Annotated in this window: 14 protein-coding genes and 3 pseudogenes; 5 read left to right on the forward strand and 12 right to left on the reverse strand. The window is 59.0% G+C overall.

The features are described from left to right. Positions 1-7 precede the first annotated feature (7 nt). From PY650_RS23955 to PY650_RS23975, 6 genes and pseudogenes are all read right to left on the reverse strand, one after another. Positions 8-1,660 (reverse strand): ATP-binding cassette domain-containing protein, encoded by a 1,653-nt coding sequence (locus PY650_RS23955; protein ID WP_285882090.1) that lies wholly within the window; start codon positions 1,658-1,660, stop codon positions 8-10. Then, positions 1,657-2,529: an ABC transporter permease gene (locus PY650_RS23960; protein WP_285882091.1), complete on the reverse strand. Its 873-nt coding sequence runs from the start codon at positions 2,527-2,529 to the stop codon at positions 1,657-1,659. Before PY650_RS23960 ends, PY650_RS23955 begins: the two co-directional genes overlap by 4 nt. Positions 2,530-2,541: 12 nt before the next feature. Beyond that, positions 2,542-3,186, reverse strand: a pseudogene (locus tag PY650_RS37175) (ABC transporter permease); the annotation flags it as partial. Positions 3,187-3,272: 86 nt separating this feature from the next. Then, positions 3,273-3,434, reverse strand: a pseudogene (locus PY650_RS37460) (ABC transporter permease); the annotation flags it as partial. Between the two features lie 6 nt (positions 3,435-3,440). Beyond that, complete coding sequence (locus PY650_RS23970) at positions 3,441-4,958, reverse strand: ABC transporter substrate-binding protein (protein ID WP_285882102.1); 1,518 nt, start codon at positions 4,956-4,958, stop codon at positions 3,441-3,443. A 563-nt stretch (positions 4,959-5,521) separates the two neighbouring features. Continuing rightward, entirely contained in the window at positions 5,522-6,391 is an 870-nt protein-coding gene (locus PY650_RS23975) for an SDR family oxidoreductase (protein ID WP_285882092.1), read from the reverse strand. Positions 6,392-6,494: 103 nt separating this feature from the next. Here PY650_RS23975 and PY650_RS23980 point away from each other — a divergent pair. Next, positions 6,495-7,389, forward strand: a pseudogene (locus PY650_RS23980) (LysR family transcriptional regulator). Between the two features lie 212 nt (positions 7,390-7,601). On the opposite strand, the gene PY650_RS23985 reads toward PY650_RS23980, so the two are convergent. Together PY650_RS23985 and PY650_RS23990 are read right to left on the reverse strand one after the other, a co-directional pair. Then, positions 7,602-8,936: a hypothetical protein gene (locus PY650_RS23985; protein ID WP_285882093.1), complete on the reverse strand. Its 1,335-nt coding sequence runs from the start codon at positions 8,934-8,936 to the stop codon at positions 7,602-7,604. Between the two features lie 131 nt (positions 8,937-9,067). Continuing rightward, complete coding sequence (locus tag PY650_RS23990; RefSeq protein ID WP_285882094.1) at positions 9,068-10,117, reverse strand: class I SAM-dependent methyltransferase; 1,050 nt, start codon at positions 10,115-10,117, stop codon at positions 9,068-9,070. Positions 10,118-10,877: 760 nt separating this feature from the next. Here PY650_RS23990 and PY650_RS23995 point away from each other — a divergent pair. Then, positions 10,878-11,114 (forward strand): hypothetical protein, encoded by a 237-nt coding sequence (locus PY650_RS23995; protein WP_285882095.1) that lies wholly within the window; start codon positions 10,878-10,880, stop codon positions 11,112-11,114. 421 nt (positions 11,115-11,535) lie between these two features. Here PY650_RS23995 and PY650_RS24000 read toward each other — a convergent pair whose 3' ends face one another. Continuing rightward, positions 11,536-11,919 carry a type II toxin-antitoxin system VapC family toxin gene (locus PY650_RS24000; RefSeq protein WP_285882096.1) on the reverse strand — a complete coding sequence of 128 codons (384 nt, stop codon included), beginning with the start codon at positions 11,917-11,919 and terminating at the stop codon, positions 11,536-11,538. Then, the gene (locus tag PY650_RS24005; protein ID WP_285882104.1) at positions 11,916-12,116 is read right to left on the reverse strand and encodes a type II toxin-antitoxin system VapB family antitoxin; all 201 of its coding nucleotides are present in this window, start codon (positions 12,114-12,116) and stop codon (positions 11,916-11,918) included. Before PY650_RS24005 ends, PY650_RS24000 begins: the two co-directional genes overlap by 4 nt. Before the next feature lie 554 nt (positions 12,117-12,670). On the opposite strand from PY650_RS24005, the gene PY650_RS24010 reads away from it, so the two are divergent. The 3 genes from PY650_RS24010 (at position 12,671) to PY650_RS37465 (ending at position 13,725) form a co-directional block, all read left to right on the forward strand. After that, positions 12,671-12,937, forward strand: a complete 267-nt coding sequence (locus PY650_RS24010; RefSeq protein WP_285882097.1) for a hypothetical protein — start codon at positions 12,671-12,673, stop codon at positions 12,935-12,937. Between the two features lie 161 nt (positions 12,938-13,098). Further along, positions 13,099-13,536 (forward strand): universal stress protein, encoded by a 438-nt coding sequence (locus PY650_RS24015; protein ID WP_285882098.1) that lies wholly within the window; start codon positions 13,099-13,101, stop codon positions 13,534-13,536. Between the two features lie 81 nt (positions 13,537-13,617). Further along, positions 13,618-13,725, forward strand: coding sequence for a hypothetical protein (locus PY650_RS37465; protein ID WP_432761574.1), 108 nt, complete (start codon positions 13,618-13,620; stop codon positions 13,723-13,725). A gap of 151 nt (positions 13,726-13,876) precedes the next feature. Here the strand turns inward: PY650_RS37465 and PY650_RS24020 are convergent, their stop codons facing one another. After that, entirely contained in the window at positions 13,877-14,461 is a 585-nt protein-coding gene (locus PY650_RS24020; protein WP_285882099.1) for an NAD(P)H-dependent oxidoreductase, read from the reverse strand. A 241-nt stretch (positions 14,462-14,702) separates the two neighbouring features. Continuing rightward, a complete protein-coding gene (gene mgtA, locus PY650_RS24025; protein ID WP_432761573.1) occupies positions 14,703-17,339 on the reverse strand; it encodes a magnesium-translocating P-type ATPase in 2,637 nt (878 codons plus the stop codon). Between the last annotated feature and the right edge of the window lie 497 nt (positions 17,340-17,836).

Raw genomic sequence — 17,836 nt, forward strand, 5'->3', positions numbered from 1 at the left:
AAGCCGGCTACAGGGTGAAGCGGGAAGCGCGCGCGGCAATCAGGCTGCGCGTGTAGGGATTCTGCGTGTGCGCAAAGATAAGGTCCGGCGGCCCGAAATCTTCGATCACCCCATCCTTGATGATGTAGACGGTGCCGCAGAGCTCCTGCACCACGGCGAGATCATGCGAGATGAAGATCATCGACAATCCGTCCTGCTCGACGCACTCTCTCAGTAAAGCGACGATCTCGGCCTGGACAGAGACGTCGAGCGCAGAGGTCGGTTCGTCGGCGACGATGATGTCAGGCGCCGCCAGCAAGGCACGGCCGATGCAGACACGTTGTTTCTGTCCGCCGGATAGCTGATGTGGATAGCGGTTAACGAAGCCAGCTGGCAGACCAAGCCGCTCCAGCATGTCGCAGGCCATCCCCGACGCAATTTTCCCAGCCGGCTTATCTGCGCGCGATCGGCAGACCTCTTCTAGCGTGGCGCCGATCGTTAGTCTCGGATTGAGCGAGGTCGCCGGATCCTGGAAGATCATCTGCACGCGCCCAAGCAGGCCGTTTCGGTGTGCGCTCACTGTCACATCGAACGGACGACCGTCGATGGCGAGCATGCCGCCGTCGCCCCGCTCCAGTCCGGCAACGATCCGTCCGATCGTCGACTTTCCGCTGCCGCTCTCGCCGACAATTCCCGTAATTGCGCCACGTCCCATCTCGATGTCGATGCCGTCAAGCACGCGTTTCGGCGCTCTTTTCTGAAACGGAACTCCGATCCCGGACGCAGCGAAACTCTTGGAAATATTTCTCGCCGTTAGAACGGGCGCGGCGTCGGACCGAAGATCAGTTTCAAATGCCGCGGAAGTCTTCCCGATCCGGAGCCGCGGCACGGCGGCGAGCAGACGCCGGGTGTACTCCTGTTGCGGCCCGTCGAGCAGCGCGGGCGTGAAACCCTGTTCCACCACCTGGCCGTGGCGCATGACCACCACCCTGTCCGTGACCTCGGCGACAACGCCCATGTCGTGGGTCACGAGCAGCACGGAGAGGCCTCGCTCAACGACGAGGGAGCGAAGCAGCCGCAACACCTGCTTCTGCACCGTCGCATCGAGCGCCGAGGTGGGTTCGTCCGCGACGATGATGTCGGGAGATCCGGCAAGTGCGATCGCAATCACCACGCGCTGCCGCTGGCCCCCGGACAGCTGGTGTGGATAGGCGTCGAAGCGGCCCTCAGCTTCCGAAATCTCGACAAGGGCGAGGAGCTCAATCGCGCGGGCTTTTGCCGCCTTGCGCGACAGCGCCGGGTCAAGCGCCCGGATCGTTTCCGTCAGTTGTCGGCCGATGCTCATCAGCGGATCGAGCGAGGCGGTATGATCCTGGAAAATGCTGGCGATGCGCCGGCCGCGCAACCACACGCGATCATTCGGGTCGATCGTCTCCATAGCCTCGCCAGCAAAACGGATGGTGCCTGCGACCTGTTCGAAGCCTGACGGCAACAAGCCGAGAATGGCGTTGCCGATCGTCGACTTCCCGGCGCCGGATTCGCCAATGATGCCGAGGATCTCCCCACGATCGAGATCGAAGCTGACGTCGTGGACGACCGCCGACAAGCCTCGCCCGCCGCGATGGGAGAGTGAAAGGCGCTCGACACTCAGGAGCGGATGATCGTGAAACGATGGGATCATAGCTGGCGGCTCCTCGGATCCAGGCGTCGGCGAAGCCCTTCGCCAACCAGATTAATGCTCGCGATGAGACCAAATAGCGCCAAGCCCGGGAAAAGGCTGATCCAGTACTGACCGGTCATGAGATATTCGAAGCCGTTGGCCACCGTGGTGCCGAGTGACGGTCGGTCGATAGGAACGCCGAGGCCAAGGAAGGACAACGTTGCTTCGAGCGCCACGGCATGTCCGATATCGATCGGCAGCAGCGTAATCGCCGGCGCGATGCTGTTGGGAAGCAGATGGCGCAAGAGAATGCGGCGAAACGGCAATCGCAACAACCTTGCTGCGTCCATATAGGGTTTCGACACCTCGCTGCGGGCGGCCGCTCTTGTGACACGGGCATAGGTGGCCCATTGGGCGATCACCAGCGCGAGCACGATCCGGTCAATTCCAGGACCGAGCGTCACGATGGCGACCAGGGCCACCAGCAACGTTGGCAGGCTGAGCTGCAGGTCGACCAGTCGCATCAACGCAATATCGGCCCATCCCCCGGCATAGGCAGCGGTAACGCCGGCGGTCAGTCCGACGACGGCGGCGATCGCGACGCTGCTGATCGAGACGACGAGGCTGATGCGCAATCCATAAAGGATCGCGCTCAGAATATCCCTGCCGAGCCCGTCGGTCCCGAGCAGATAGAGATAACCCCCGCTGCTCTGAGCGCCGGGTGGCGACGACGCCTCCCAGGCGAAAATCTGCAGTGGATCATAAGGGTTCTGGGGCGCCAGCAAGGGTGCCGCCACCGCCGCGAACACGTAGCAGGCGAGCACGATGACGGGGAGATGGACGATCGGGCGATTGGGGCCCTGAAGGCTTCGCAGAATGGTTGCTTTCATCTTAGGGCCTCCTCAGTTCGACAGCCCGATGCGCGGGTCAAGCAGGGCCTGGAACAGGTCGATGAGCGCGTTAAGAGTGACAAAGGCGGCGGCAACAAACGTCAGGGTCGCCATGATCACCGGTCGGTCGAGGAGCTGCACGGAATCGATCAGCAGCTTTCCGACCCCCGGCCAGGCGAAAATGGTTTCGACCACAACGGCGAAAGCCAGCGTGCCTCCGAACTGCAGCCCGATGATCGTCACAATGGGAACGCTGATATTGGGCAGCGTGTGGCTGAGCAGGATCCGACGACCCGACAGACCCTTTGCCCGGCAGAAGCGAATGAAGTCCAGGCTCTCGACCTCGATCGTTCCCGACCGCGTCAACCGCGCGATCAGCGCGATGTTCGGAAGCGCGAGCGCGAGGGCCGGCAAGACGAGATGACGCAGCCCGTCCAGCGTAAACAGGCTCCAGGATGCACCAAGAATCGACACGGTGGCGCCGCGGCCACCGGGCGGGAAGCAGCCGGTGAGCACTGCGCCCATGAGGATCAGCATCATCGCAAGCCAGAAAGAGGGCACGCTCAACGCATAGACGCTCCCCCGCAGGATCCAGCGGTCCAGCCGCGTGCCCTGCCGCCGGCCGGCAATGAGGCCAATGCCGATCCCGAGCGGGGGGGGGGGGGGGGGGGGGGGGGGGGGGGGGGGGGGGGGGGGGGGGGGGGGGGGGGGGGGGGGGGGGGGGGGGGGGGGGGGGGGGGGGGGGTCGCGCGCGCAATGTCCTGCGGCGTCGCAGTCTCGATGTTGACGACGTTAAAGACTGGATTGCCAATGGCGTGGACACCGATGAACCCGATCAGCGACATGGCTACCAGCAGGTATACCGCCTGCACCAATCGCCCAGCGAGGAAAGCAATGACCGTCATGTCCACTTACTCCCCGGCCGGGACAGCCTGCATCGCCGTCGTCCATCCGCGTGGATGCATGAGGTAGGAACCAACACGGGCGCCGTAGCCGATGATGTGATCGAAATGATAGAGCGGGATGATCGGCTGATCGGCCATGACGAATTCGGTGGCGCGGGCGAGCGCTGCGTCTCGATCCGTCCCGAAATCCATCGCTTCGGCCTTGGCCAGTAGGCCGTCGAATTCAGGATTGCTGTAATGGCCGTAATTCTGAATGCCGGTCCCGCGCCTGACGTCTTCGGTGGCGAGCACGGCATCCATGACGACGTCGACGGTCTCGCCGGAGGCACCGGCGTACCAGAGGCCATATTCGCCTGCCGCCCGCTTGGTGTTGAAGACGGAGAACGGCGCTGCCACCGGCCGCACCGTGACGCCCACGCGTGCCCAGTTCTGCGTGATCGCCTGCAGGCTCTCGGCATCTCCCGGATAGCGGCCGGTCGGTCCGGCGAGCACTATGGCGAAGCCGTCAGGATAGCCAGCCTGCGCGAGCAACGCCTTGGCCGCCTCATAGTCCGGCTTTCCGGCACTGAGATTGGACGAGGTGCCCGGAAGCCCGTCGGGAAAGAACTGCGAGGCGCTAGCGCCGAAGCCGGACAGCACCTTGTCGGACAGCACGCTGCGGTCAGTCGCCATTGAGAGCGCTCGGCGCACCCGGACATCCTTGAACGGGTTGGCGATCGGCTGGCCGGCTTTATCCGTCACGCCTGGCGCGTGATCGGATTTCATGTCGAACTGCAGGAAATTGACGCGTGCAGCCCCGATGCTGGCGATCTTCACACCCTGCTTCCTCAATCCTGCGACGTCGCGGGCAGGGAGGAAGTCTGCGAGATCGACATCGCCCGTTCGGAGCGCTGCCACGCGGGCTTGCGGGCTTTCGATGATACGGAAGGTCACCGCTGCCCAAGCGGGCCGACCGCCCCAGTAGTCATCGTTGCGAACGAGTTTCAGTTCCTCGCCCGACTGCCAGCGGGCGAACTTGTAAGGCCCTGTCCCGACCGGAGCCGTGCCTGCATTCAGCTCCTCGGTCGTGCGAAATCCACTCGGCGCGTGCTCCATGATGAAGATCGATGAGAGCGCTAGCGGCAGAGCGGGCGCGCTGCCATTGGTGTCGATGAGGACCGTCAGCGGATCGGGAGACGAAACCGACTTGATGTCCTTAGTGTAGAATTGGAAGCCTCCACCCGGTGGGTTGAGGAAGGTTCGGATCCGCTCGATCGAATAGGCGACATCCTGGGACGTGAAAGACGTACCGTCATGGAACAGGACGTTGGCGCGTAGCTTGAACTCCCACTGCGTCTCCGACAACCGGCGCCATGACGTCGCGAGGCCCGGCTTCAATTGCAGGGTTTCATCTTGATAGATCAGGCGCTCGTAGATCTGCGACAGCAATGACGTATTCTCGTTTAACGTCGCGTAGTGCGGATCGAGCGTCAACAGTTTGTAGGAGGTAGCGATTCGCAGTTCCTGCGCCATGGCGGGCGACATAGCGACGGACAGCAGGGCGCCCAGAATGAGCACCAGTTGACGAATGGTATGCACGAATCTCATCAGACAGTTCCCTTGTTTTTTGGCACAGCAATTCCACCTGCGACAAAGCGAAGCTTCGTCACATTCACCCGGACTTCGAAGACCGGAAGCTTTGATGAGCCGGTTATGTATTGGATACTCTGTAGATGAATACTCTACATATTGCAATTGCCGTTTGTAGAAATTGGCTGAGCTCACAGGCCCGTTAGGTGCTGAGACGGGAAAGCGAGTTCGATTTCGAACTTGTGACGCGCCAGAATCCGTTCGATCGCGCACGAGCTTCCCAACGCCATGCAGCGCTGCGCCACGGATGTCACACCGGCCTCATGCGCTCGCTAAGGCATCCACACGTTCCTCCAAGGCTGGGGTATAGAATGGAGCCACGAGGCTCAGCAGTACCGGGCCTCCGTTCATGACATGCCGTCCACTGCGCTATCCTCGTCGAGCTCCCCCATTTCCAGATTGGCCCGACGAGGAAATCATGATGAATATCCTTGTGGCCGGATCGGATCGCGCAGCCCTCAGGCCGCAGTCAAAATCTCGGCTACGAAGTCGCGATAGGCATGCAGCGGGCGGCCTAGCATCTTAGTGAGTCGCTCGACGTCGCCGGCTTCGGGGATCATGCCGTCGCTGACATAGCGCTCGGCCATCAGGCGCATCTCATAGGCCGTCCACTTCGGCATGAAGCTGGCCATGTTCTGCTCGAACCCGCTGGGATCGTCGCCGCCATAGACGACAGGGCGTTCCAGGACATCCGACCAGATCGCAGCAATCTGCGAGCCGGTAAGCGTATCAGGGCCGACCAGGTTGATGGTTTCGAGCGGCAGCTTGTCCGGAGCCTGCTCGCGCCGGATCAGCTCGATTGCCGCGACCTCGGCAATGTCGCGCGCGTCGACCATGGCGACACCCTTGCTGCCGATTGGTATCGGATAGACGCCGTGATTGCGGATGACGTCCTTGATCATCAGTTCGTTGTCGATGAAGTAGGTCGGTCGCAGGATGGTGGCGCTGAAGCCCATCTGTGCGAGCATGCGCTCGGCGCCGGACTTCACCGCGAAGTGCGGCACGTTCACGAAACGGTCGGCGTGGATCACCGAAAGATAGACGACGCGCTCTACGCCAACCTCGCGGGCAATATTGAGCGTGATGATCGCCTGAGTGAATTCGTCTCCGGTGACCGCGTTCAGAAGAAACAGCGCGCTCACCCTGTCGAACGCGGCGCGCAGGGCGTCGATGTCGAGCAGGTCGCCCTGTGCGACTTCGACGCCGACTGGGAAATTGGCCTTCGAGGGATCGCGGGTCAGCACGCGCACCTTGGCGCCGCGCTTGACGAGTTGGTCGACGACATGGCGGCCGACGCGACCGGTGGCACCAGTAACAAGAATAGTCATGGGATCACTCCGTATTGGGGTCAGAAGACACCCTGCAAATTAGTGATCCACATTCTTGCCGATAGACGCTAAATCTGGACGCGGCGTCTCACTGGTGAAACACATGGATCTGCTCGCATTGGCCGATTTCAACCTGGTCGCCCGACATGGCGGGTTCGGTAAGGCAGCTCGCGCAAGCGGCCGCCCGAAGGCGACTTTGTCACGAAGGGTGGCCGAGCTGGAAGCAAGCCTTGACGTGCGCTTGTTTGAGCGGGGCGCACGGGCACCTCAAGCTCACAGAAGAGGGGCGGGCCCTGTTCGAGCGAACCGGCCTCTTGCTTGCGGAGCTTGAGGAGACGGCGGCAGCGATCGCCTCTGGCGGGCGCAGCCCTCGCGGCCGACTGCGGATCAGTGCGCCTCTGCTCTTTTCTCAGACTGCCATGGGGAAGCTGGCGGCGGGTTTTGCGCGTAAATACCCGGATGTCAGGCTTGAGGTGACAACTGAAGATCGGACCGTCGACATGATCGAGGAAGGTTATGATCTGGTCATCCGCGTCAACCCGGAGCCCGATGTAAACCTCGTGGGGCGTGTTTTCCTGCACGACCAGCTCGTGGTGGTTGCGAGCCCCGATCTGCGCCTGCCGCCGGATAATGGTCCTGTCCCGGCGGTCGTGCGCGGCCCGATCAGCCAAGTCGAAGCCTGGGAGGTAACGACGCCGTCAGGCAAACGCAACTTTACCACCACTCCCGTGCTCGGCTTGTCGTCGCTGGTGATGGTCCGGGATGCCGTCCGTATGGGCGTCGGTGCCGCGCGTCTGCCACTATCGCTGGCCAGTCCTGATCTGGCCGCCGGTAGGCTGGTTCGTTGGGGAGATGTTGAGGGACCAGAGACCGCCCTTTGGGCGCTCTATCCAACAAGGCGGCTGCTCAGCGCTCGTGTGTCAGCGTTCCTGGAGCATCTTAGGGACGCCTTCCCGCAGGGAACGCCAAGCGAGCTTGCGGCCTATGTCGGAGGCTGAAAGCAGCAATAGCAGCTACCCATGCGGTGCCCAGATATGATCGCCCCACGAGGATATCTGAGCGCCGGGCGAAAGGTCCATAATTTACCCGACCCGCGCTCCGACAACGCTGCTTTGTGTCAGGCCTTCGACGATCGGTGGAGGTCACGGCGTGGGACCGTTGTGGGGATCAACGAGGACTGACAGTACCCGGTTGATGCCGAGCTAAGATGTCAGGCCCATGCCCATTCGGCGTCCTGTCGATCGACGAGGCCGGCTCGCAGTTCGCTCGAAAGCGCAGCCCAGCTAGAATCCGCCGTGAAGCTTTCGAGATTTCCGCAGGCCTGCCGCAACGCAAGCGCCATGTATCGGTGGATCAGTGGGGAAACCGTGCCGCCCGCTCCCATCGTGTCAGCGAAGGGATCGCCGTCATTTGGCCGCAGCACGCGGTGTCCCCAGACGCCCGGCCGTTTGTCCTGGCGCAGAAGATCCAGCGACGGTTCGTTGCCGCCGAGTTTTTCCATCGCCGCGGCAAAGGCGGCGCGCATCAAGGGATAGTAGATTGTCTGCCGACAGCCGCCCAGAACGCGAACCCCCGGAAGGATCGACAAGACGAGGAAGACGATCAGCATGTTCGGAAGGATGATCCGAGATCTCAACGCCTCGGCAAGTGGCAGCGCCGAAAAGGGCACAGCAATGTCGGCTTCAGCTCGCTCAGATCTCAGTGCGCCATCTTTCAATCGCAGCACGAACAACTGCCCTTCGCGCATGCCCCAAAAGAAATCGGTTGTTCGGCGGATCCAGCCGCCCCACGCGCTCCCGTTCAATCGGTCTACGAAGGACAGCACGGCAAGCGAAAACCGCGGATCTTCGACGAAGCATCGCGCGAGCCAGCTCTTCGGCTGTTCGAGATGATCAGCCACCAGATCCGCGACATCGACGTCACTGAACTGCAGGATCTGCACCGTCGGTGGAAAAAAGTGCTTCCACAGGATCTGGTTCCCAGCCTCGATCGCTTCTGCCGCGGAAGGAAAGCCGCGCTGCGGCAGAAGCGTTCTCAATCGCGCGGTGGAAGGACTATCGCTGTCGCTTCTAGTGCCCGCCGACAGGAGAAAGCGAAGCCCGTCTGCGCTGCCGCACACGCTTAAGCGATCCATGTCGCGACGCGACATTCCGAAGAGATTGACTGCGTCGCCGTCGAGCTTCAGCCATCCCGGGCCCTTCTTTGCCTTCTCGCTGAACTTCACCGTCGAGCACTGATAGGAAATGTGCCAACGACGTGCGTGTGAGGTCAGGCCCATCATGCAGAATAGGTGCGTGTAAAAGGCATCCGGTTCGAGTGCGAGCAAACAATGTGGACCGGTTTGCAAAACTGGAAACGACAGCAATTGTGCGCCCGCATCGGCTGCGTCATCGCGGCCGAATCCGCGGCGGCGCGCGACGCGAACAACCAGATCGCGCAACCTCGCCCGAGCGACCTCCCGATCGTCGGAGCTTTTGGCCAGGTAGCGAACATCGTAAACAGCATGGGCGTAGTCGCCGAGAGAACGGTCCCAGAAATCCTTCATCTCGGGCATCAAATGCGAAAGGGCCGCCATAGCGTCGGGCGGCGTAGATGCCGGATCTCGCTTTCTATACGTATGATTGAATAGCATAATATTTCCTCGGCTGAGTTGCGAGATGACGAATGGATAGAGCGTCACATGCTCGCCAGCGAAGATCGCGGCGGGCGCCAGGCTCGAGCGACGGCCTCTGCGAAGGCTTGGTCGCCCAGGACGACCTGCGGCAATGGCGCGTAGCAGAAGGCAGACGGAATTGCCGGTGCCAGCGTCGAGACGACGAAGTCGGTGATCGATCTCCGCGAATTGCCGGAGATGATCGTGTAGAAATTGCCGCTGTTCCAAGTGATCACCGAAAAACGGAAAAAGCACGACAGCGCCGAAGCGGTCGCATCCAAGTCGACCTGCATCCTCAGCATCGGGTCGACGACGTCCTCTTTTTTCCTGTTGATCTCACTCTCCGAAAAGAAGCGCGCCTTGAACAAGGCATCTTTCTGACGCTCGCGATCGCCGTAGGCCTTGGTATCCTTCAAGCCGAGTTTCTGGACCTGCACCAAGAGACCGCCTTGGCGGATGCGCGGTAGGATGAAAGCGAGCTGGCTTTCTCGGTCGGGGCCATACATCTGGAACGTCGTATCTTCGAATAGAAAATCGAACCCATTGCGGAACGGCGAAAGTGTTTCGTCGTCGGCGTAACGCTCGCGGGTCAGATCGAAGAAAGGCCCATGGAAGAAGGTCGCATCAGCGCTGCCGCGTTTGGCGTTGAACGAGATCCGGTTGCCTTCGGTCGGACTGCAACAAAGCGTCTTGATCCGTCCGGCCCCGAGTTTGGCGAGCGTCCTCGCCAGGCAGCCGGTTCCCGCACCCAACGAATAAAAGGTGGCCGGTCGCCCCTCTCGCGCCCAGGTCAAGATTGCGGATGAATAGAGGGCGGCGCCCAGCCGCAATTCCTCCTCCAGCCGATAGGGGATGCTGGCAAAGTAGTGGCTGTCGAAGAAGCCCCACAGATGCCGGTGGGTGTCCCAGAACACCAAGCAGTCGAGGTCAAAATCCAAAAGGCTCATGTCGGGCAGGGGCGGGGCCAGATCGGGCGCGCCTGCGAGGCCACGAGCTGCCTGCTCAAAGAATGTTGAAAACGTCGTCAAGCGCGGTGAAGTACGCCAGGATTCCAACGTCATTGCCGTTAGCATGTCCTCCTCCTCTCACAAGTCGGTCGGTTACAGCGCCGAACCTTCTGCTCGTCGCTTACCGGCGCCGCACAAGATAATCGAGGCTCTGACTTCGTCTTTCACTGCGCAATATAAAGAATATCTTTTCCTATATTATTTGACGAAGCCTATATATTCAAACTACAAGTGTAATATTCTATAGATTTAAGATGAATATGTAATATCTATATATTACATCATGTTTTTTCAGAGAAATTTATTTGCATTTCTCCTTTTTCTTCCAACAAGATGCTTCCCACAAGATCGGATCGTTCTGCGCGCGGTTTCCGGCCCGATATACAGCGGGAGGCCTATTTCGAGCCCGCAATGCAAATTCAGGCCGAAATGAACGGATCAGATTCAACAAGGGCAGATTGCGAGGCACCGTATGCAATCTGCCGCTGCCACGGCGCAATACGACGGGTTTGCCCGAGGGATGTTGATCCATTGCAACCTCGGCTAAAACAGATGAATCATGACCTGTTGAAACTCTTCCCGGGGCACGGGTTTGATGTAGATGCTATCGTAGCGAGGGGTGGAATCGTGGCGGGCTAGACCAAGAGTTGCGCAATTCAAAAAAAGCGGGCATCGCTGCATCTGAGTCAATTCGGCAACATTTCCTGACAACCTTGAAGACCACCTCAGTCCCATGTCGACACGCGGTTTCGGCGTCAGTTAAACCAAATCTACGAATTGATTCGCAGGGCCTATTTTGCGGGGGAACGGCCTACGGGGAGTTGACATGAATGCGACAACGATATCCAACTGGGCATCACGGAACAACTTTCTCGCGAGTGGGCCGTTCACTTTCCATAGATATGACAAGGATCGCAGGCTCGCGATAGAGATTAAGCGGACCTCGGTGGTGGTCATTATCGAAACAGTGGGAAGACCGCCGCGCATCAAGGCGCGCCTGTTCAAGGACCTGTGCTACGACCCCCTCAAAGACATCATCGACGGTATAGACCTCGCCATCTGAACGACCAGATCCTCGCGAGAGGTTATCCGAACGCGGAATGTTAGTGCAGTTTAGGGCTCCGGTCCGTATCCCTCGAGAGCAGCACGCAGGGATGCCGCTTCCTGCTTCGATCCCCGGCCGACAAAGTCCTTGGCTGATGTTTAAATTCGCAAGTGCTGGCTCTCAACGGGGATGAATAAGCGCGCCTTCTCTCACCGTCGGCATCCAACTCGCCGACCTGCAGGTGTCAAGAGCTGGAGCCCCCGTGCTCGTCATCAACGAGCCGCTGCTGTGCAGTAACTGTCACACGTCTCCATCAGGGCAAGGCATATGCAACCAGCGAGCCGCCGGTGGGCTTCTCCATAAAACGATGTCCGCCAGCCATGATGACGGCGCGAGAGATCGGAAACAGCCCGAAACCTTAACCGCATGATTTCAGCATTTAGTTGCGCGCATCGGCCGGCCTGTGAAGTGCCGCGCCCGCCCTTTCTACCGCTGCCTGCAGACGCCTATCTCTGGTCCATAAGGCCGCTCGCTGATCTAGTAGGACCGAGGCCAACAAGTGGGCATCTGTATAGCCAATGCCCATACTGAAAATGCCGTGCCGATCAATCATCGTCATAACTTCCTCGTGGGTTGCCACGAGTGCTTCGCGCTGGGCCGCCAGGAAAGCTATCACACTCCCGCGATCCCGAATGCTGCCAAGCGCCAGCTCACCAATCACAGCCGGATGGCAAAGCAGACGATCATCCTCAATAATCGAACGCAGCTCTGCATTAAGATGGCGGAAATGATCAATCCATATGGAGGTGTCTGCCAGTATCACTTGGCCGCTGCGCTCCGGCGGCGTGGGGCTGCCTCCGCGTCGGGCATGGTTCCCCCAAGCGCGATGAGGCGCTTTCCAGACTCCACTCGGACAAGCGTCTCTAAAGCTTGTCGGACCAGAGCGGCGGTTTCTTTTGTGCCGGTTAGTGACCTAGCTCTTTCGATGAGAGTGTCGTCTAGAGTGATAGTCGATCGCATCATCCTGCTTCCCTGCTCTGGTGTTCTAAATAGCACCACTTGGTGATGAAATCTATGCCTAGTTCTCACTCTGCTGCGACTGCTGTCGCGGTATAAATACGAATTATTTCTCGGCCGGTCGGCGCCCGAATTTAAAGCGCGAGCCCTAAACTCCAAGCAGCATCTGCACCGGTGCCTGCCATCGCGACCTCTGATCGCGATGGTAGCGAAGAAGCGCCTCTTCACCGAGAAGGGAGCGCCGATGTCGAATAAGAAGCAAGTGTGATCTGCGTCGCCGGCGCACGACATGGGCGTGTCTTTCCACGTCGTCGAAGCTGCCTCGCGTCGGCATCCTTAGATCCATGCTAAAGCTTTCCCGGTTTAAGCTATTATTCGACCAATATTGTCGCCAGCCTGCGCACAAAATGCATCCTAAAGGCGAATATTACATTGTTACAAGCAGCGATCAAAGTAGATTATTGGATATTGAAATCCGTATATTTGATCTTTCTCAAAGATAATATTGTAAGAACCTGCTTCTTTTCTGGGCGTGGATAAGAAATGGAGGAACTGCGATGGACGCGCATTCGTCGACGGAAACTTCTGGCTCATTTGCCCCTTCTGAAAAGGCCGATTTTCAGTTGACTAAAATCGGCACCCGCAGTTGGCGTGTTCGCATCCTGACGCAAAGAGGCAGCGCCTGGGTCCGGGCCAATGGGTCCGCCATCTACAAAGATGAACTAATATTGTCGCTCGAGGCGGCAAACAGCTTCCTTGGCCGGGCACGAGTGAACGGGCTTTGCACTGAGTATATCGGTCCCTTCGGCAGACGCCTGATGTGATGCGGTTCGGACAGTGCGCGCAAGTTGCTTGCATGCTCAGGAGGACCATGACGGAAGCTTCGATCGAGCTTCAACATCATCGACGGCGAACGACGTTTTATACGGGCCAACGGTAAGTGCACTGAAGTTTGATACTGCTTTAAGCACAAGAGGAGGTTCTCATGTTTTCAAATATCCTTGTTCCAACAGATGGGTCGCCCCTTGCTCTATCGGCCGTAGAACAAGCCATTGACTTCGCTCGTGATGCAAAAGCGGCGATCACCTTCATCACGGTTATCGAGCCATTCCGGATATTTTCCGTGGATAGCAAGCAGCTTTCCAGCACGCGCGAAAATTACGGGCAACTCGCCGATGCCCAAGCCACGCAGTTCTTGACAGAGGCTGAGATGAAGGCGCGCCATAAGGACGTTGTCTGTCGGCCGCTCAAAGTCGAAGGCGATGAAGTCTATTCTGCGATCATCAAGGCGGCAATCGATAACGGCTGTGACCTGATCGCGATTGCCTCCCACGGTCGGGGTGGGGCAGGTACCTTGTTACTCGGCAGCGTGACTGCAAAGATCCTCAGCCATTCGCGCATTCCGGTCCTCGTCTATCGCTGATCATTCGCGAAAAACGCAGGCGTTTAAAAGGGAAACGGCATTGAGGCGATTTGCATCGCAAGAAGCGAATTTGTCGCCATCATCGGTTCGTCCGGCTCAGGCAAATCCACCTTGTTGTCCATCCTGGGATGTGCCTGGACCGACCAAGTGGTAAGCGTGCTGCGAGAGACTTCGCGACGATCGGCCTAAACTTTCAGGCGCGCGCATGCTGCCTCGCCGTCATGTCTGCGACGGCGTCTTCGTAGAGCCCGAACGCGTGACAAGTCACTCGGCGCCGAGGGCCTGGTTGGCACAATCTCATGATTACCGCTGTCTCCATGGTAATCCTGGACTGACGCCGCTATTGTCCGCGACGACCGAGGGCTTCGACTTTCGTAAGCCAACGCCTTCGACCTGCCTCGTCCACCTGTTCGACCATGCCGAAAAAGGTCTGCCGCACGGGTCGAACTCCGGCAAAGTTCAGGATGCTACGCCTTAACCCGTTGACCCCATGGCCCCCGAACCAGAATCGATAGACGGGCGCGGGCATTCCCATCGTGACGATCAGGCGGGCCGTACAGCCGGCAAGCAGCCGCTTTGCAAAGCCACGGTCGCGATATTCAAAAGCGATACCTGGCCGGAATACTTGCTCCAGGAAAGCTTTCAGAAGTGCCGGCATGGTTCCATGCCAAAGCGGAAAGATGATGACGATATGTTCGGCCCATTCGATTGCTTCAGCAGCGCTTGTGAGGTTTTCGGGAACTGCCCCTTTTTCAAACTCTTCGCGCGAGCGGAGCAGAGGGAAATCCAGCTTAGCAATATCCAATCTGCGCAGCGCCAACCCGGCATTTGCCGCACCCATAGCGTAAGCATCCGCAAGAGCACCGCACAGATGACGATCATGGCCGTCTGGATGCGCCTCTATGATCAATATGTGCCGTGGCAAGATATAAGCTCCTGTCGGTATTAAGAGGCCTGCGGGAGACCGAGTGCCTCAAGTCGTGGCGCTTGCTCCCTTTTTTGTCGACACCCGATCGATGTCAGCCAAGCGCTTTCGACAGATCCCTTCATCATGACATGCCGCGTGGAGGAGGCTTTGACCTACCGCAATTTCCTCCCGTGCAACGAGGAATGTTTTCTCCGACCTCGACAAGCTCTTTGCAACTTTCGCGGCTTCATTTATCAGTTCACATGCCCCAGCGACGCACGAACCAGACCTTCACCAAATGCGCCAGCACTGCATAGGCGATCAGCATGCTGGCGACGAGCGGCCAGTAGAGCCAAGGGAGCGGTGTGAATCCCAAAGCGGCGCCGACCGGTGTCAACGGCAGCGCAATTCCGACGCAACTGATGATGATGCTAGTGGTCAGCAAGGCCGCGCTGGCACGACTTTCGATGAACGGCAGCTTGGGGGTGCGAATGATGTGAATGATCAGCGTCTGTGTAAGCAGGGATTCGACAAACCAGCCCGTCTGAAACAGCGAAGGATTGTGCCAGGAATGGAAAATCCACAGCATCATCGCATAGGTTGCATAGTCGAAAATGGAACTGATCGGCCCGATGAAGATCATGAATTTGAATATATTGTCGATGTCCCAGCGCCGCGGCGCGGCAATATAGTCGGCGTCCACGTTGTCGGTAGGAATAGCCGTCTGTGAGAAGTCATAGAGCAGGTTGTTGGTCAGCACCTGGATGGGCGCCATCGGCAGGAAGGGCAAAAACATGCTTGCGCCGAGCACACTGAACATGTTGCCGAAATTCGAACTCGCGCCCATTTTGATGTACTTGGTGATGTTGCCAAAAATCTTGCGACCCTCGATCACCCCCTCCTGCAGGACCATCAGGCTTTTTTCCAATAGGATGATGTCGGCCGACTCTTTGGCAATGTCTACGGCGGTATCTACCGAGACGCCGACGTCGGCAGCCCTAAGCGCGGGGCTATCGTTGATGCCGTCTCCGAGAAAGCCAACCACGTGTCCCTTGGCGTGCAGGGCCTCGATGATGCGTTCTTTCTGCGCCGGCGTCAGCTTGGCGAAGACAGTGGTGCGATCGGCAATCTCAGCGAGTTCCTTGTCGTTCAGCGTCTCGACGCGGGTACCGAGCAGGATTTCGCCAGCATCCAGCCCGACATCACGACAGATCTTGCGCGTTATGACCTCGTTATCACCGGTCAATATCTTGACGCCGACACCCTTCTGCGCGAGGGCGGCGATAGCGGCTCCGGCACTCTCCTTGGGAGGGTCGAGAAACGCGATGTAGCCAAGAAGCGTCAGATCGCACTCATCGGCAACGGAGTAGGTCGCCTGGGGATCGGGCAACTGTTTGTAGGCGACTGCTACGACGCGGAATCCGTCTGAGTTGAGCGCGACCGTCTCTTCCTTAGCGGCAGCGAAATGCGATTCATCCAGCGGCCCCGTGTGCTCGTCGATCTCGTAATGCTTGCAGGCAGCAAAAATCTCCTCGACGGCACCCTTGCAGATCAGCACATGCTTGCCGTCACGGTCCGAAACCACCACGGAAAGACGGCGGCGGGCGAAGTCGAACGGAATCTCGTCAACTTTCGCGAAGCCTTCATCGATCCCGAGAACTTTGTGCATCTCAACATGCGCGAGCACAGCAACATCGAGGAGGTTCTCCAGCCCCGATTGGAAGTGACTATTCAGGTAGGCGTACTGTAGGACACGCTCAGACTCCTTGCCGCGGATGTCGAGATGCCGCTTGAGAATGATCCGATCCTGCGTCAGCGTGCCGGTCTTGTCTGCGCATAAGATGTTCATGGCGCCGAAGTTCTGGATCGCATTCAGCCGCTTAACGATCACCTTCTTTTGCGCCATGTCGATCGCGCCCTTGGCCAGATTGACGGTGACGATCATCGGCAGCATTTCCGGTGTGAGGCCAACCGCCACTGCCACGGCAAAGAGCAAGGCTTCCAGCCAATCGTGCTTGGTCACCCCATTGATGAGGAGTACGGTTGGCACCATGACCAGAATGAATTTAATCATCAGCCAGGTGAAGCGGTCGATGCCGCGATCGAAAGCTGTCGGCACGCGCCGGCCAGCAATCTCATCGGCGAGCTGTCCGAAAAAGGTTGCGCCGCCTGTGCGCACCACAACGCCAGTGGCGTAGCCACTGACAACATTGGCGCCCATGAAACACATATTCGGCAGGTCGAACGGCCCGTCCACGGCGGTGTTGTTGGCATGCGCGAACTTCTCTGCCGGCATCGCCTCGCCGGTGAGTGCCGACTGGTTGATGAACAAATCCTTGGTTTGGAGCAGGCGAAGGTCCCCTGGGATCATGTCGCCGGCCGAAAGCCGCACGATATCGCCGGGAACCAGCCCCTCGATCGGCACCTCCGAATAAGCGGCGGCCGTGCCGCCGGTTCGCCGTTGGACCGTAGCTGTGGTTCGCACCATGGACCCCAGACGCGCGGCTGCTTCGTTCGAGCGATGCTCCTGGATAAAGGCGGTCGTAATCGCAAGCACCACCATGACAGCAATGACAACCGCCGCCCTGACGTCGCCGAGGAAATATGACATGGCCGCCAAGGTAAGCAAAAGTGCATTCAGTGGGTTCTTTGCGCGTCCCCACAGTTCCCGGAAGAGCGTCGGCTTCTTTTCTCGCGTAACCAGGTTGGGTCCGTAGATCTTCAAGCGTCGCGCAGCCTCCTCGGTTGTGAGCCCGTCTGGGCTCGACCCAAGGTGCGCGCAGGTTGGTAGGGGTTCGAGGCGACTTAGCGCAAGGACTTCCTCGGTCTCGGATACCGGTCGGCTTGGACCGGATCGATGAGCATGGCGCTGAAGCGTCAGTGAATCCTGTGCCATCAGGCTGCAACCTCAGACGGGCCATCAATGTCTTTAGTCACAGCCATCTCAAAAACAGCCAAGCCCGTCATGCGGACCATGGCAGTCGGAAGTGGCCATGCGGAACTAGGCAATGCGCTTGATCGGGTGACCTTCGGGATGATTAGGCTACTCATGAGCACCACCTGGCGGTTTGGTAACGGTCGGCAATGAGCATGCCCCTGACGGCGCCAAATGCATTGATTTAGATCAGAACTGGAGGTCTTCCCCGACCCGAACTGTCTGCTGCAGCTCCGGCGAGCCCATGAGATCCGGCAATTCAAGTTCGAGGCTGCTGTCTAGCCTGCCGCAATGATAAGAATTATTCGCAGGCCTGATCTGTTGTTGGCTATAGGCGGCGCTGAACTACGATTTGAATTTCTGTCAAGCGAATCGAAGAATTGACCCCCTCGTCGAATTGAGGAACTGACCCCCTTCATTGGTTTGCGGTTTCGTTGGTTTCAAGCGCCGCTCCGGCC

The sequence above is a fragment of the Martinezella calliandrae genome (assembly GCF_030272695.1).
In the GTDB taxonomy this organism is placed as follows: domain Bacteria; phylum Pseudomonadota; class Alphaproteobacteria; order Rhizobiales; family Rhizobiaceae; genus Rhizobium; species Rhizobium calliandrae.